The sequence below is a fragment of the Symmachiella macrocystis genome (genome assembly GCF_007860075.1).
Classification (GTDB): Bacteria; Planctomycetota; Planctomycetia; order Planctomycetales; family Planctomycetaceae; genus Symmachiella; species Symmachiella macrocystis.
In genome coordinates, this window is the sequence record NZ_SJPP01000001.1 from 690,428 (window position 1) to 707,148 (window position 16,721).

General features: G+C 54.7%; 7 protein-coding genes. 4 read left to right on the forward strand and 3 right to left on the reverse strand.

Features of this window, described 5'->3' with window-relative positions:
- Positions 1 to 127: 127 nt before the first annotated feature.
- A complete protein-coding gene (gene trhA / locus CA54_RS02685; protein ID WP_197532157.1) occupies positions 128 to 781 on the reverse strand; it encodes a PAQR family membrane homeostasis protein TrhA in 654 nt (217 codons plus the stop codon).
- Positions 782 to 1,151: 370 nt separating this feature from the next.
- Between trhA and CA54_RS02690 the strand changes: the two genes are divergently transcribed.
- From CA54_RS02690 to CA54_RS02705, 4 genes are all read left to right on the forward strand, one after another.
- Positions 1,152 to 7,208 carry a HEAT repeat domain-containing protein gene (locus CA54_RS02690; protein WP_197532158.1) on the forward strand — a complete coding sequence of 2,019 codons (6,057 nt, stop codon included), beginning with the start codon at positions 1,152 to 1,154 and terminating at the stop codon, positions 7,206 to 7,208.
- 494 nt (positions 7,209 to 7,702) lie between these two features.
- Positions 7,703 to 9,412, forward strand: coding sequence for a hypothetical protein (locus CA54_RS02695; RefSeq protein ID WP_146369323.1), 1,710 nt, complete (start codon positions 7,703 to 7,705; stop codon positions 9,410 to 9,412).
- A gap of 477 nt (positions 9,413 to 9,889) precedes the next feature.
- A complete protein-coding gene (locus CA54_RS02700; protein WP_197532159.1) occupies positions 9,890 to 10,546 on the forward strand; it encodes a QcrA and Rieske domain-containing protein in 657 nt (218 codons plus the stop codon).
- Entirely contained in the window at positions 10,543 to 12,447 is a 1,905-nt protein-coding gene (locus CA54_RS02705) for a cytochrome b N-terminal domain-containing protein (protein ID WP_146369325.1), read from the forward strand. The genes CA54_RS02700 and CA54_RS02705 overlap by 4 nt, the downstream gene beginning before the upstream one ends.
- A 17-nt stretch (positions 12,448 to 12,464) precedes the next feature.
- Here CA54_RS02705 and CA54_RS02710 read toward each other — a convergent pair whose 3' ends face one another.
- Together CA54_RS02710 and CA54_RS02715 are read right to left on the reverse strand one after the other, a co-directional pair.
- On the reverse strand, positions 12,465 to 14,177 hold the full coding sequence (locus CA54_RS02710) for a WD40 repeat domain-containing protein (protein ID WP_146369326.1): 1,713 nt from the start codon (positions 14,175 to 14,177) through the stop codon (positions 12,465 to 12,467).
- Between the two features lie 175 nt (positions 14,178 to 14,352).
- Positions 14,353 to 16,449, reverse strand: coding sequence for a thioredoxin domain-containing protein (locus CA54_RS02715; RefSeq protein ID WP_146369327.1), 2,097 nt, complete (start codon positions 16,447 to 16,449; stop codon positions 14,353 to 14,355).
- Positions 16,450 to 16,721 lie beyond the last annotated feature (272 nt).

Genomic DNA, 16,721 nt, shown 5'->3' on the forward strand with positions numbered 1-16,721 from the left:
TGGCACATTGCCGGCTTTGCTGCAAGAAACGTGAACGCAGTTTACGGCGGTTTCTGTCAGTGCGTTGGCTCTGGGCTTCGCAGGTTGTGATCAATTGGCGAATGATGGCTCACTACGACAGCGGTGATCAGGCTGGGGTGGGGTTTAGGCAGCCCATGACAACCAAGAAATGGCAAAAACTGCCTGCGATCACCAGTAAATGCCACAATGCGTGGAAATAGGGGACTTTCGTGTCGTACGACAAAACGACCGTTCCGACCGTGTAGCAAACTCCCCCAGCGATACACCAGAAGATTCCGCTGGCGGGCAAAGCTCGCATTATCGGGTCGATGGCGATCACCGGTAGCCAACCGAGCGCCAAATAATGCGTGACCGCTGTCGATTCCACGCGGTGCGTCCAAAATACTTTGGAGGCAAACCCGATCGAAGCCCCAATCCACATCAGCGACAGCAGAATCCACAGCATCGACCCGTGCAAATAGGCGATGGCAAAGGGAGTGAAGTTCCCGGCGATAAACAGAAAAATCACACCTTGGTCTAAGCTGCGAAAAAAACTGCGTCGCGCTGGATCGATGAAGGTGTGCGACAACGTCGAAGCTGCGTAGACGGCGATCAGTGCGGCCGCATAAATGTAACACCCCAGCTTCAAAGCCTCATTCGGGCTCTCGGCAACAGCACGCACCAAGACCGCTGCCCCGACCAGGGCAAACAACAGCCCGCCGCCATGGGTGAGAAAGTTGGCAAACTCTTCACCGGCAAGACTTTTTAAGGAATTCCGCATAGTCCATCCTGAGTCAGTTTCTGAATTCCGGCTTGTGCCACCCCTGGCTCCGGATGTCATGTTACTGCAAAATCGAAACAACGCGATGCCCGAGCGGTTTTTTTTCCAATGATCAACAAGTTGATCCATCAACCGCCTTGCGCAGCGTACGGGGCGCTTTAAAAATTGTAGCACGGGCAGGCGAATTGTCGTTGAAAAGGGGCTTGGTCACCAGAATTCCTCAGAAAATCCGTCTCAACTGTCACACCCCTGCGTTACTACTTATAAACGAGCCTGTCATATCATAATTGCGGGCTCAACGGACCCTGAACCCGGGAGGCGCTCGCCCCCGGGAAAGGGTTGGCGACGTAACCTACTGATGGGAGACGACATGCAGCTCACCACTTGCCCGTCCCGCGAACAACTCTCGCACTACCTCAGCGGTAAGCTTTCCGCTCAGGAAATTGATGAAATTTCTTCGCACATCGAGACTTGCGTCGATTGCGACACCACGGTTAACGGATTGGATGACGATTCCGATTCCCTGATGTTTGCTCTACGGCAGCCGCTGGGTGAGGAAATATTTGAGCAGGAACCGGAATTACAACGAGCGGTTGCCGCGATGCGGTTGTCGTTGCCCGAATCCGAGTCACCCGCCTCCTGCACGGTGTTAGGCACTGTGCGCGAATATGATTTGTTGGAAAAAATCGGCCAAGGGGGTATGGGAACCGTTTATAAGGCCCTGCACTCGCGGTTGAAGAGGATAGTGGCACTCAAAGTGCTGGCCGACCACCGATTGGGGGACCCCGCCGCCGTCGATCGGTTTTCGCGGGAAATGCAAGCGGTGGGAAAGTTGGCGCATCCGAATATCGTCCGCGCGCTCGACGCGGGCGAAGCGGACGGCCGACATTATTTAGTCATGGAATACATCGACGGCATCGACCTGTCGCGGTTATCGCGACGCTGTGGTCCGTTGCCGGTCGCCGAGGCAAGTGAGTTAGTGCTGCAGGTATCGCTCGCCCTGCAGCACGCTCACGAGCACGGCCTCGTGCATCGTGACATCAAACCGTCGAACGTGATGCTCACCCGCGACGGAAACGTCAAGTTGCTGGATTTGGGCATCGCTCTGCTGCAACCGGAGGAACCGACGACCAGCGACCTGACCGGCACCGGGCAGGTGATGGGGACGCTGGACTACATGGCCCCGGAGCAACTTGACAATACTCATGCGGTTGACATCCGCGCCGACGTCTACGGCTTGGGAGCAACGCTGTATAAACTACTATGCGGCTCCGCCCCGGCGACCGATTCGCAATCGCGATTCCGGCTGCCGGGCGAATCGATTCCGCCCGTTCCCAACATCCGCACGATCCGCGGCGACATTCCCAAACAAGTCGCAGCAGTGATCGAACGGATGTTAGCACCGAATCCCGATCAACGTTACGCCACACCGGCCGACGTCGCCGAGGCTCTCAAACCGTTCGCCGCGAAAAGCAATCTCAAACAACTCGCCCTCGCCGCCGCCGACGACGCGCCCTCACGGACCATGTCGCCCCCCAAACGTTTCGGCGGCCGCTTGGGCCGTTTCATGATCGCCGCAGCCGCGCTTCTGGGAATGACGCTGGCCGGATTTGCGATCTATGTCGAGACCGACAAAGGGCAAATCGTGATCCACAGCAACGTCGACGACGTGCAGGTCCTCGTCAAACGGACCGGCAAGCTGTACGAAGCATTGGATGAGTTGGAAGTCGACAAAGGCGACAACCAATGGAACTTCCGTAGCGGTAGTTACGAAGTGCAATTGCTGGGCAAGACCGATGGCCTGCGCGTGAAGGACGGCGTGTTTACGCTCACGCGGGATGGGAAAGCGGTGGTGACGATTGAACGTGACCCGGCTCGACCTAAGGCGGTGGTGGCGAGCGGGCCGGTTTATGAGGGGAAATCGCTGGATGAATGGATTGAATTGTTGTTGATGGAAAAAAGCGTGCCGCAACGCTCGAAAGCGATTCCCGGGATCACGGTATTGGGTATCGATGCACCGGACAAGGCAATCGCGGCACTGTTTAAAGTCGGTATCGAAAACGACTCCTCCACCTCCTATTCTCGGAACTTACGCTACCTCCAAAAAGAAACCATTCAGGCAATACAGAAGCTTTCACCTGACCATATTCCTTCAACACTGCTAGAAGCGTTGCAGGACTCCGACGTGAAAAAACGTCGGTACGCCGCGCAGTTTATTCGTCATCACTGGAACAATGACCCTCCGATCACCTTAGTGAGAACGGCGGCAAAGGACCCCGATGAATATGTTCGCAGAAATGCCGTGGGTTGGCTTGCGCAGTACGGATCGGTTGCGATTCCTGATTTGGTCGTAGCATTTAATGACGAGAGCGATAAGGTTCGTCGAGCGGCGGTCTCGGCCGTCGGCCTGATGGCTTCTTATTACAAAACGTTAACTCTCGAAGATGCCCGCGTTCTTGAACCAAAAATTTACGACATGGTAGACGATAAGAGTGCCGAGGTAAGGGAAAGCATATTATGGGCTTTACCAAGTGTTGCGAGCGACGAACAGAAGTTGTTGGCCGTATTAGAAGCCGCACTCCACGACCCGGTACCCGAGGTCCAAGTCGCCTCGATTGACGTGTTGAGAAGGTTAGGCCCCAAAGCGGCAGCAGCCGCTCCGGCCCTGACTGACGCACTAAAATCGCGGAACCGGAAGAAAGTTGCACCGATCATTACGAGCGGGGGCAGCAAAATGAGCTTTACTGAGCCCATAACAGCAGGATTGATAAGAGCTTTGGGATCTATCGGCCCCGACGCCAAGAGTGGCGTTCCGGTGATTAAGGAGTTTTTACAGCACGAACACAAAGATGTCCGCAAAGCTGTCGTCGAGGCGATTCAGCAAATCACCGGCGAAGTTATCGAACTACCCGATGACAACAAAAAGCCGGGCAACAAAACGGCGAAGGGGCCGGTTTACGGGGATAAGACGCTTGATGAATGGATTGCGTTATTAAAGACGCAACGGAGTGCTGCGGCGCGGCATACGGCGGTTGAGCCCATTGAAACTTTGGGGGTGGACGAACCCGAAAAAGCGATCGCTGCGTTAATCGACGCAGGCAGCGATTACGATCCCAGGAACATGGAGCAGTTTGAACCTTGGTTTGAACCCAGGTCAATTTGGATCGCGATTAACAGTGCCATCAAAAGATTGTCACCGTCCCAAATCCCCGTGGGTGTCGTCGAAGCATTAGCGGATGAGGACGTTAAAAAACGTCGATTCGCTACCTCCTTGATCGAGCAATACAAGGACGTGGTTCCTCCAATCGAAGCGGCGAAAAAAGCGGCAGCGGACTCTGATGAGTATGTGCGAAGTCAAACTTTGGAGTGGGTTGATCGCTATGATGGCGAGGCAATTCCAATACTGATTGCTGCTTTCAATGACCAGTCAGAACAAGTTCGTCGTAGGGCGGCGGCGGTAGCTTCACGGTTGGCAACTAGCGGTAACACGAGTCCGGAAGACGCGAAGCTGATTGCGCCGAAATTGTACGAGATGCTGCATGACAAGGACGCACAAATCAGGGCCGATTCTTTAACGGCACTGTCGCGATTCGCATTTGACCAAGACAAACTCCTTACAGAGCTTATTGAGGCAGTCGGCGATTCGGATCCAAAGGTGAAGAGCATTGCCATTCAATCGCTGGGAGCGCTGGGGCCAAAAGCAGAACCAGCGGTGTCCGTGCTCGTCGCATCGCTCAAGCAATGTAGCCGGAAAACCCTAAAACCAAAAGACATTTTGACGATGTATAGCGTGACTCATGCCTTCCGCGATATTGCACCCGAACGACTAATCGTCGCACTGGGTTCAATCGGTCCGAGCGCGCAATCGGCGGTACCGACGATTAAAGAGTTCCTAAAACATGACGACGTGTACGTTCGCAATGCAGTCGTCGAGGCGATTCAACAAATCACAGGCGAGGATGTCGAACTGCCCAAGGAAAACAAAACGGCGGCCGCTGGCCCCGTCTACGATGGGAAAACGTTTGAGGAATGGGTCACGCTACTCAAAACCGATCGATCCGCCCATCGGCAACTCGAGGGAATCAAGGCGCTGGCGTCGCTGCGGAGTGACGAAAACACGCCGCTGGTGGTTTCGACGATCATCAAAATTGCCGGCGATGGTGATCGCATTTCTACGGGAAAGAACGACCCGAACGTGGCAGAATCGGCAGAGGCAATTCTGAGGCAAATCGGCCAGGAAGCAGCTGTGCCGCAATTGCTAACGGCGCTCGAATCCGAGGACGTCTCGATGCGACACTTCGCAGTACGCGCGATTACTCGATTCGCCATTACTGACGAGATGACCCCGGCGATTCTGAAACTGACCAACGATCCCGATGAAGGCATTCGTGGATCCGCCGTCTATCTCTTAGCTGCAGCCGGCGATCCCGGCGTCGAAGCCCTGATCAAGATGTTCAAGTCGGATTCATCATCGATGGTGAAAGTAAGGGCGGCGCGCAAACTTGGTGACCTCAAGGAAAAAGCTCGCACTGCGGAGCCCGTGCTTCTCGACTCGTTGTTAGCCAAAGATGTCCAATTACGAGATGCGGCAATCTACGCACTTAAAGAGCTCAAACCGGATCAAGACGTTCTAAATAGCGTCTTACTAAAGTTTGTTGCTGCTGACTTTCCAATTAGCATCAATAACAGGTCCGTCAACCCATTCATGCTGGTTGACACAAACTCCCCTGCCACCATTCCAGCACTGATCGCAGCGATAACGGACGACGACGAAACATTGCGAAATGAGGCGTGGCAGAGACTCTTAAAATATCATGACGACCTGGAACAAGTGCTCCCGGCATTGATTGCCGCTCTGGAAAATGAAAAACTCGAACACAAAGAGACCATCGTCAGCCTGCTCACAATGTACGCTGAAAGGGCAAAGGCCGCGATTCCGGCATTGATCAAACTCTATAAGACAAGCGACAACAAGGAACGCCGCAAACTATTAACGGCCTATGAAGAAATCGATTTGCAGCACAAAGACGTGCAGCCGTTGTTGCAACAAGCGGCGCAGAGTGAGGATAAAAACCTTTCGCGAGCTGCACAAAAACTCCTGCGGGTCGACGCCGTGGGGGCCGACCAGTCGGCCGTATCGTTGACAATCAAAGTCACCGCCGACGGCAAACTCAGCATCGGCGACAAGCCGTACGACCTGCAGGCACTCAAAACGTTGCTCGCCGAACAAATCAAACAAGCGGGCGAGCGGGGGGTGGCTGTGCGGATCGATGCGGCGGCGGAGGTTCGCTTTGAAGCGGTCAAAACATTAATCGAGATATGCAAAAAGGCCGGCGTGCGGAATGTTTTGTTGGGGACGACTAAGGTTGCCCCAGCGGCTAAGAATGACGGCGCTGCGGTTTATGACGGTAAGACGTTCGATGAGTGGCTCTCGATTCTCAAAACGGAAACGAATCCTGCCAAATTGGCGCCGGTCATCACAGCTGTCGGCGCCACCGGTGCACGCGGACGCGAGCGTGAGGCGACAGACGCGATCCTAAACGTGGCCAAATTGATGATCGCCCCATTCAACGAATCGCTCTATTCCAATGAAGATGAAAAGAAGCTGGCCGAACTCTACTACTCCATAACTATCGCCTTAACCCGCATCGGTGCTCCGCACGCAACCGATGCACTGATCGAGGCGGTCAATGACCCCCATCTTGGCATGCGTCGCCATGCGCAACAGGTGCTTCATGAATGGACAATGAGCGAGGAATACGCAGACCAAATCTTCGCCGCATTGAAACATAAAGACCCAAAATTGCGAGAATGGGCGGTCGCACAATTGGCCAAAATGGCAGATTCCGACGTTCGCAAATTTGATGAAATCATCGCGCAGTTGTTTGAAATCATCTCAAATGACAAATCGTTAGCAATGCGGCGGGCAGCAGCCGAAGAGTTGCGTCGCTTGACTGGCAATACGAATACCGGCGATCGCCGCGCACAAAATGACGGGTCAAAAGCCCGGCGAATGAAAGAAGCTGACGGTGCATTGGCACAATTATATTCTCTGGCGAAAGATCAGGACCCGACGGTTCGTTATTGCGTACTATGGGTACTGACGCGGATTGAAGCGGATCCTGCGACGTTGATTCCTCTATTGGCCGACGCGGCCGGAGACAAGAAATCAGCAACTCAACGATTAGTCATTGATGAGCTGTCCAATTTAGCGCCGCGTTTGCCGGCAGCAATCGCTGCTCTCATCGCCTCCTACCCGCGTTTCGGAGCGGACGAACGCATTCGCGTTGTGCATGCGTTAGGCCACAAAGGCGCGATTGCTGCACCAGCGATTCCGCTGCTGAAAGAGGCCGTAAAATCTGACGACCAACTTCTCCGTGAAGCCGCTGTTGAGGCTCTCAAGAAAATTGAACCTGCAAAACAGTGATCCTTAGTAACGACCTTGCACACGCCGCACACGCAAATTGAGATCGCCGCGTTAAAAGACAAACAGCTATCTCATAGCTATCAGAACCGCCTGTTCGCTTCTCCGCTGATGGGTATAACCCATTAGCAGCACTGCGGTTGTCGCTTATTCACCTCTCCCACCTGCATCGCCCGCAGCAAGCTGGGCGGACTTTGCCGGTTATCCTGATTATCCGGGCGATGCCTTTTATTCATGCCGAAACCGGACCGGCGATCAGCATAGCCGTCAAAATCGATGCAGCCGTTCGACGATAAGAGCGAAAGACATTTTGAACTTTGGCCGGTGCCGACCAAGACACGCCGGACACGATTACGGCACGTTGATTGAGAATGAGATTGCGTTGGAAGCGTTTTGCAGACCGTCGATGGAGACGGAGTTTTCAGGCGGACCAGCCGTCGAATTCCAACCAGCGAAAATTGTCCGGAACTTCAACAAAGTCGAGGAGAGGGTTGGAGATGAAATCACGATTAAGATTCACACTCTGCGTCGCGTTGGCAACAACGGCTGCGGGAGTTTTGTTGAACGCGGATGTAGCCCGCGCTCAGTCGTCCGGAAACGGTTATTCCGTACCGGCCCAGGCCCCGCAAAAGAAAAAATCGGGTTTGCTATACCGACTGTTCTCGCGGAACAAGTCCAAACCGCAGCAACCGGCCGCAGTGTCGCGGCAACAAGGCGGCGCTCGACGTCAATCGGTTCAAGAGCTCTTAGAAGCCAAGTTCCGTGCCGAAGGCCGTGACGTGCCTCCGTTGACGCTGGAACAATTGGCTCAAGAGCAAGGGTTGCCGGAGATGCAAATGCCGCAAACGCAGCAGATGCAACAAATCCAACAGCCCAATCAGCAACAGTACCAAGCGGCGCAACAACCACAACAAAACTATGCGGCCCAGCAAAACACAGCCGGGTACCAAAACTATGGTCAACCGCAACAACCGGTCGCCAACGCGGCTCCGGCTTATGCAGCTGCGCCTCAAAATGTCACCCCGCCGGCCCCGCAAAAGCCGAAACGGGGTGGTTTCCGAGGATTCCTCAGCCGATTGAATCCGTTCCGTCGGAAGGAACGTGAGCAGGTACAACCAGCGACACTGCCGTCGAATGCGCCCGGGCAATACCAAGCTGCGCCGCAACAACAATACGCGCAGCAACCGCAGAACGTTTACCAACCGCCGCAAGCGTATCCTCCGCAGCAGCAACAAGTACCACCAAGTGCGGTGGCGAACCAAATGCCCTTTCAACGGCCGCAATCACAGCAGCAGCTCGTGACGCCGACAACCATCCCCCGTCCGTTCCCAGGAGTGCCGCAGGTCGCCGCACAACTTCAAACAGCCACGGAGGACCTCGAGGAACTGGCGGACGAATCGGAAGAAGAGTTCGACTTTGCCTTCGAAGAAGAGTTGCCGACACTTGCGGAAACGCCCGCCGTCAAAGAGCCGGTTGAGTCGCAGACTGAGTTTGACCCGTTTGCTGAAGACTCACTTCCAGAATTGGCTGAGTCTGAAATCAAAGCGGAAACCACTCCGGCTAGTGATGAGGGATTCCGGCCAACGGAACAACCGAAGTTTCAAGAGCCGATTGTCAAATCCGAAGAAACAGAGGAAACACTGGTCGCCACAGACGAATCCACTTCGCCCTACACCGGCGAGTCCTTGGACGGTGGTGAAACGGAATTGCCCAAGTTGCAACCGGTTCCGACACGGAACGATTACATCCACTTGGACCAACTCAATGCCGGGGTCGACAGTGAAGCCTTACGACGTGAGAAGAGACGCCTGCTGTTGCTCTCTCGCCCCGAACTATCGGGTTTGAAGGGCTTCTGTCCGGTCACATTGAAAAACGACCGCGACCTAGTCGATGCCAAACCGGAATTCGAAGCTATCCATGACACCAAGGTGTATCAACTCAGTTCCGCAGAAGCCAAAGCGGAATTTGAGCGAGCTCCTGAAGAATACGCTCCGTCCAAGGGTGGGATCGACGTCGTGAAATACACTTTGGGCGCCGGCGAAGTGGAAGGCACACTGGAATTCGCGGCTTGGTACCGCGGCCGGTTGTACCTGTTCTCTTCTGCAGTCACCTACGACGCGTTCATGCGTCAGCCCAAGAAGTTTGCGGTTGAGCAGGCCAGTGCCGAATCACCGGAAGCCAAAACACCGGAAACGGTGGAAGAATAACGACCGCTCACCCGGCTTAGAAACGGGTGGCCGATTTTAATAGAGACTTCTCCTCGATAGGCATCTTCGCGGACCACTTGGTTCGCGAAGATGCTTTTTTTTATATCGCGATGTCAACGCGGAGTGATTCCGATTGCCACGTAGACTCGCCAAGTGAAGCGAGAGGGTTTATAATGTGGGCATTCGTTCAGGTAACCGACACGAATCTAACGAGTAGGCTTGCAGGCGCTCGGTTCTAATGGTCATGATAGTGTTGGTCGGACCAGTGTCCGACTAACCTGGCCTGCCGCAACCCAACCCTCCAACGCCTACCCCTTTGTTGACACACCGGGACCCCTCCTCACCGGAGTCGTCCTCGCTCCCGCGGTTCGATCCTCGACAAACTTCCCACGCTGGTACTGTGTTCTGTGTATGACCGTTATCAAAAACGGTCGATGTTCACGGACAATCCCAGCGGATTGGTCAAGGAGTATTATCATGACAGACGATTCCAAATCGACATACCCCTTAGATATGCCCGAACCGAATGATCCACCGCAACCGGTCGCGGCATCTCCGCTCCCGGTCTCGGAAACTCCACAACCGGCCATGGTTGAGCCGCGGCGTAATTTTCTTTCTAAATCGCTGGCCGTCGTGATTGGGGGCATCGTCACGTTGGTTCCCTTTGCCGCAGGTCTGGCCGTCTTTACAGATCCGCTCCGTACGCGTAAGAAGGGCAGCGGCAACGGCGACGACGATGGCTTTATTAAAGTTGCGACATTTGATGAACTTCCCGTGGGCGATCCGCCGCAACGTTTTCAGGTCATCGACGACCGTGTTGACGCCTGGAATATGTTTCCCAAAGAACCGGTGGGAACGGTCTATTTGTCGCGATCGACGGAAGACGAAGTGCTGGCACTGTGCGTCACTTGCCCGCACGTCGGCTGTCCGGTCGATTACGATACTGCTCGACATGTGTTCCAATGCCCCTGTCACAACAGTTCATTCAAACCGACGGGCGAGATTGACAATCAAGACAGCCCGGCGGCGCGGGGAATGGATGCGTTGGAAATTAAAATCAAAAACAAAAACGAAGTCTGGGTGAAATATCAAGAATTTCGCCCCGGCACAGCCGAGAAGATTGCCGAAGCATGAACGCGTTGGCCAATTGGTTTGATGATCGCACCGGATATCGCGCCTATCTCCATGAGACGCTCTACGAGCGGATTCCCGGCGGGGCACGCTGGCGATACGTTTGGGGTAGCACGCTGGTATTCACCTTCACCGTGCAGATGATCACCGGACTCTTTTTGTGGATGTGCTACAGCCCCAGTTCGCAGACAGCCTGGGAAAGTGTGTACTACATTCAGTACGAAATGCAATTCGGCTGGTTTCTCCGCGGACTGCATCATTTCACCGCCCAGGCGATGATCGTGTTGTTAGCGCTGCACTTCATGCAGATCATTATCGACGGCGCCTACAAGGCGCCCCGCGAAGTCAATTTCTGGCTTGGCTTAATTTTAATGCAGATCGTTTTGGGCCTATCGCTGACCGGTTATTTGCTACCGTGGGATCAAAAAGGCTACTGGGCGACGCAGGTCGCCACGAAGTTATCGACAATGGTGCCGGTCGTGGGACCGCAGATCCAGCGACTCATCGTGGGCGGACCAAACTATGGACACCATACGCTCACGCGCTTCTTTGCGCTGCACGCGGGTGTCCTGCCAACGCTGTTGATTGGCCTCTTGGCGTTGCACATCTATGTGTTTCGTCGCCACGGGATCACCGCCAAGGATCCGAATCGCGCTCCGGAAACGACATTTTGGCCCGACCAAGTTCTCAAGGATGCTGTGGCTTGCTTGGGTGTGTTGTTGGTCGTGTTGGTGTTGATTTTTTGGAATGCCCCGCAACACTCCGGCGAGTTGAAGGAGCTGGCCGATTCGGGCCGGCTGGGTGAAGTCTTCGGCGCCGAACTGGGTGCTCCGGCCGACCCCACGGAACAATACTCTGCTGCGCGGCCGGAATGGTATTTTCTATTCCTGTTCCAGTTCTTGAAGTTTTTCAAAGGACAGTACGAAGTCTACGGCGCGATTTACATCCCCGGCGGCGTCATGATGTTTATGTTTCTTATGCCGTTCATCGGCCGCTGGAAACTGGGCCATCGGTTCAACCTCCTCTACATGAGCGCGCTGATCATCGGTGCAATGACACTCACCTGGTTGGCGATCGACGAGGACCGCGATAAGGATTCCTACAAAGCGGCGGTCGCCGATGCTCACATGAAATCCGAGCGGATTCGGGAACTAATCGAAGGTCGGCAAGGAGTCGGCTCCGAAGGGGCAGTCGCGTTATTACGTAGCGATCCCAAAATTCACGGCCCGGAATTATTTGCCCGTCATTGCGCAGCGTGCCATCGATTCAATGCACACGATGGGATGAACGTCGTCCCTGAGGAACCGGCAACGGCTTCGGACCTCGGAAATTTCGGCACACGCGAGTGGATAAGCGGATTCATCACCGATCCCGCCGGTCCCGCTCACTTTGGCGCCACCGTCAATGCCCGTTTTAACGGCGAACCATTGGGAACGCGGTTTACCGAAGGGGATATGGCATTGTGGGCCGACGAAAATGTGGAGAGCATGTCGCAGCGCGAAATCGATTCCGTTGCGGAATTTTTAGTCGCTCAAGGCAAACGCCAGGACATTGCAGCGGTGAATGCCGAATTAGCGACTGAAGGACGCGAGTTCTTCGAAAATTCCAACGACAACGTCCAAGCCTGCGTCGACTGCCACGCGATTCAGCCGGACGGCGAAGACGAAGAACTCGGTTCGATCGGGATGGCTCCGCGATTAACGGGGTACGGTTCCGAAGCCTGGTTGCGTGATTTCCTGAGCAACCCGGGTGCGGAACACAACTATGGCGAACGCAACGCCATGCCCGAATTCGGAAAACAATTATCGGACCAACAGATGGAAATCCTCGTACGATTTCTCTCGCGCAATTGGTACGAACGCCCCGACAACGATGCCAATTTCGAAGCCGTCACCGCGGAATAAGCCGCTTTCGCGGGCGACTAATTTGGAGAGTCCGATCGGGGCGTGGGGTTGAGTATGCGGCGAGCATAATTCCGAACCCGTTCTTGCGCGCTGTCAAGCAACGATTTTTCTAATTCCGCATCACCAGCTTCGCCATAGAGATCTCGAGTCTTGGATTTCAAATCCTTCTCAAACGATGGCGACAACTTGTAATCGTTTTCAACTCTGACAATCATTTCCCTGACAATGGAAGTCGATTCCGCAGCCCCGCGCAAGGACTTCAATGTCCAAGGAACCAAAGTCGACTCGGTTGGATCGCACATCAAATCGGAATAGGCCGCTTTTTCTAAAAGCCGGTCGATGTGCGCAGCTGTCCATGGCTTTTTTCTACCGTTGGCGCGGTCTTGAATTTGTTGCCGAGAGCGATTGAATAACTCCGTCTCCGCAGCGGTTAGTTTGGATTCGTCGATCTCCTCAAGTATGGTCAAGGTAAACCCATCGCCGACCGTAGCAAGTCGCGCCACGGCATCGGACCATTCTGGATTCCCTTGTCGAGCAGCGTTGTTATGCAGTTCCAGGTATTCCGATGGTTGGATTTGATCGGCACGCGAAACCTCAACTTGCTTCCCGGCCGGTGCAAGCATGTCTTGATACTTCAACTGGCCATCTGCATATTGGGCTAGCCACACTTCACCGGACATAAATCCGATGGCCAGCAGTTTGCCGTCGGGCGAAAAGTCTGCTGCCGTAACATCGGAGTCGAATTGGAATTCATCTGCAATCTCGCCAGTCTTCAGATTCCACAGAATTCCAACTTCGTCGCCGGCTCCTGAGAACAGATACGAACTATCGGGAGTTATGGCCACACAAAAGACCCAGTCCTTGTGGCCATTCAGAACCCGCAACGAGGAACCTTTTTCGACATCCCACAGGCGAACAGTATTGTCATAGCTGGCTGACGCAAGCGTCTTACCATCCGGGCTGTAAGTGATGGCCAGGACATCAGCGTCGTGCTCCGCCAAAGTTTCCGCTTCGTTTCCTTCAGGCAGGGACCACAGGCGAATTGTGCCGTCGCGACTGGCCGAGGCAAACTGCCGCCCGTCGGGCCGCATGGCGATGGCGGTGATTTGCTTCTCATGCCCCTCCAACAATCGACGTTTATCCGAAGTCGGTTTCCAGATCATCACCAGTGTATCGTCGGATCCGGAAATGATAGATTGTCCGTCTGGTGAGAAAGCAACGCCATGAATATCGTCTTCTTGGCGAGCGGTTTCGGTCCGCTGCTTGCCGGTTTCCGCATCCCACAATTTGATTAAATCATCGCCGCCTCCGCTGACTAGAATTTTACCATCGGGACTGAAATTCAAATCGAACGCCCAATTGTCGTGGGCGGCAATCGTGTGGAGAATTGTCCGTTGAGCGACATCCCATACCCGCACGACACCATCACCACTGCCAACCGCCAAACGGCTACCCTCGGGATTGAATCGCACACTTTTGACCGCTGATAAGCCCACAGGTTTCCCACGCAGTGCGGTTGCCACCGGATCGATCACCGGCGGAGCGTCTTCCGGGGGATCCACAGCCTCTTTCGCAGGATCTGCAGCGTCTGTTGCGGGATCGACAGTAGCAAATTTCTCAGCTTTCGTCCCCGCCAATGGTTCTGGTGGAGACGACGGCTTTGGTGGCTTCGATTCTGCACACCCAACAACCAACGAGACCGCGACAAACCAACCGATGCGCGCCAGCATGGTTTTCTCCTCTCGAATTCGCGAATACGTAATTGTAGTTATCACCGCAGAGCAGAGACTCGGCAAAGTATACGCTGACTGCAACTGATTCGTGAGAGGAGTTAACGGAATTCAACAAAAACGTTGTTGAATTTCTAACTTGGTGTCATAAGGTGTGACATTTTATTGACGGATGTCACATCTTTGTGACAAGTGCGTCCAGCGCCGCTTTAAAATCGCTGCTGCCTCGGACGGGCGCAGCGCACGTACCTTGCTGACAGAGAAACACTATTGCGTTGTTCTCGATTGCCGTCTTCCCTTCAACCAACGGCCCAAGAAGAGCGGAGGGTGAGGTAGTGGCGGATGTTCGGACAATGACTTTGTTTGGTAGGAACCGCGATTCGAGTTCATGTAAAACCGCGTCCCCTTCCTCTTTGTCGCTGCCGACGACCAATACGATTTCATGCGTGGGGCCGATGAGAAAATCGACGGCCAGCAAGGCTTGTCCTGCCGCCGAGGGATGTTTTTCCACCACGCCCGAAAGCATCCGTAGCGTGCCGAGTGCAATCTCTTCGAGATCGCGACGCCCCGTTAGCCGTGCCAGCTTCAATAAACCTGTCGCTGCCATGCTGTTGCCCGACGGGGTGGCCGAGTCTTGCAGATCTTTTTGCCGCGTAATCAACTCCTCGTGGTCGTGGCTGGTGTAGTAGAATCCCCCCTGCTCTGGTTCGTGAAACTGGTCGATCATCGTCGTCGCCAATTCCGCCGCCGCTTCGAGATACTTTTCCTCAAAAGTCGCTTGATACAACTCCACCAGTCCATCGACAAAGCAAGCATAGTCGTCGAGATAGGCATTGAATCGCGCGCGGCCATCTTTGTAGCTATGCAACAACCGGCCGGTTTCGTTTCGCATTTGTCCCAATACAAACTCAGCAGCGTCCACTGCGGCGGTGAGGTATCGTTCGTCGCCCAAAACGCGGCCGGCCTGCGCCATGGCGGCGATCATCAGGCCATTCCAAGCAACCAGCACCTTGTCATCGCGCTGTGGCGCAATGCGTTTCGCACGAACAGCGAATAACGTTTCGCGACAGGCTGTCAGTTTCTCGCGCAATTCCTGCGGGTCAATTCCCAACGCAGCGGCGGCTTCGTCGTGGGGGCGGGGGCGGTTGAGAATCGTGTGCCCTTCCCAATTGCCGCGGGGGGTGACGTCGTAGTAGCTATTGAACAAACGCGCATCCTCTTCGCCAAATAGCTCGACGATCTCCTGCTCCGACCAGACGAAGAATTTCCCCTCCACGCCTTCGCTATCGGCGTCCTGCGTGCTGTAAAACCCGCCCTGCGGCTGCGTCATTTCATTGAGCGTATAGTCGAGTGTTTCGCGGACGATGCGGGCATAATCCGCGTCGCCGGTCGCCTGATAGGCCTCCACATAACTGCTGGTCAGCAGCGCATTGTCGTAGAGCATTTTTTCGAAGTGCGGCACCAGCCAGCGGTGATCGGTGGAATAACGATGAAACCCGCCGCCCAGTTGATCATAGATTCCGCCGGCCGCCATTTTGTCGAGCGCTAATTTCACAACGTCCAACGCTTCTTCATTTTGAAAACGTTGCCAACAACGCAGCAGCAAACGAATATCCATAGGGTGCGGAAATTTGGGAGCGGATCCGAACCCACCATGCGTGCCGTCGCTACTGCGCAGCAAGGCCTGCATGGCACTCCGCAACGTCTCTTCACCGGGAGTCGCATCCGCCGCAGCGGTCGGGACCATGTCGCTGATCGCCGCCGTTAATTTCTCCGCGCTTTCCAGCAGTTCCTCACGCCGCTCTTGCCAGACTTCACTCACGCGGACAAGAATATCGGGAAAGCCGGGCATCCCCATCCGCGCTTCGGGTGGAAAATAAGTGCCGCCATAAAACGGTTTGAGCTCAGGAGTCAGAAACACCGACATCGGCCAACCGCCGCGACCGGTCATCAATTGCACGGCGTTCATATAAATCTGATCCAAGTCGGGCCGTTCTTCGCGGTCGACTTTGATATTCACAAACCGCTCGTTCATCACGGCAGCGATTGCTGAATTCTCAAAGCTCTCGTGTTCCATCACGTGACACCAATGGCAAGCGCTGTAACCAATCGAAAGAAAAATCGGCCGGTCCTCATCGCGGGCCTTTTGAATCGCCTCCTCTCCCCAGGGATACCAATCCACCGGGTTGTAAGCGTGCTGCAACAAATAGGGGCTGGTTTCCCCAGACAGGCGATTAGTGGGGCGATTGTCTGCGGGGGTTGAGTCTGACATGGCAAGATCACGGCTTACAAAAAAGTAACGATTGGCGACAGCATAATTTCGAAATCCTATGGGGCAGCCCCCGGAGGAACAAGGCAGGCTCCTTTTACCACGTCGCGCAAACACCCGCCGACAGGACAGCGTATTCCGGTTACATCCGACTCCATTTGACGTATAATTGCCGCTCAGCCTTGTATCACACTGCCAAACCGCCCTTTTGTTCACTAGAACCAGTTTCAAAACCCGGTTGCGCTTGTTCTGGAAACGTTCAGATCGGTGTCAGT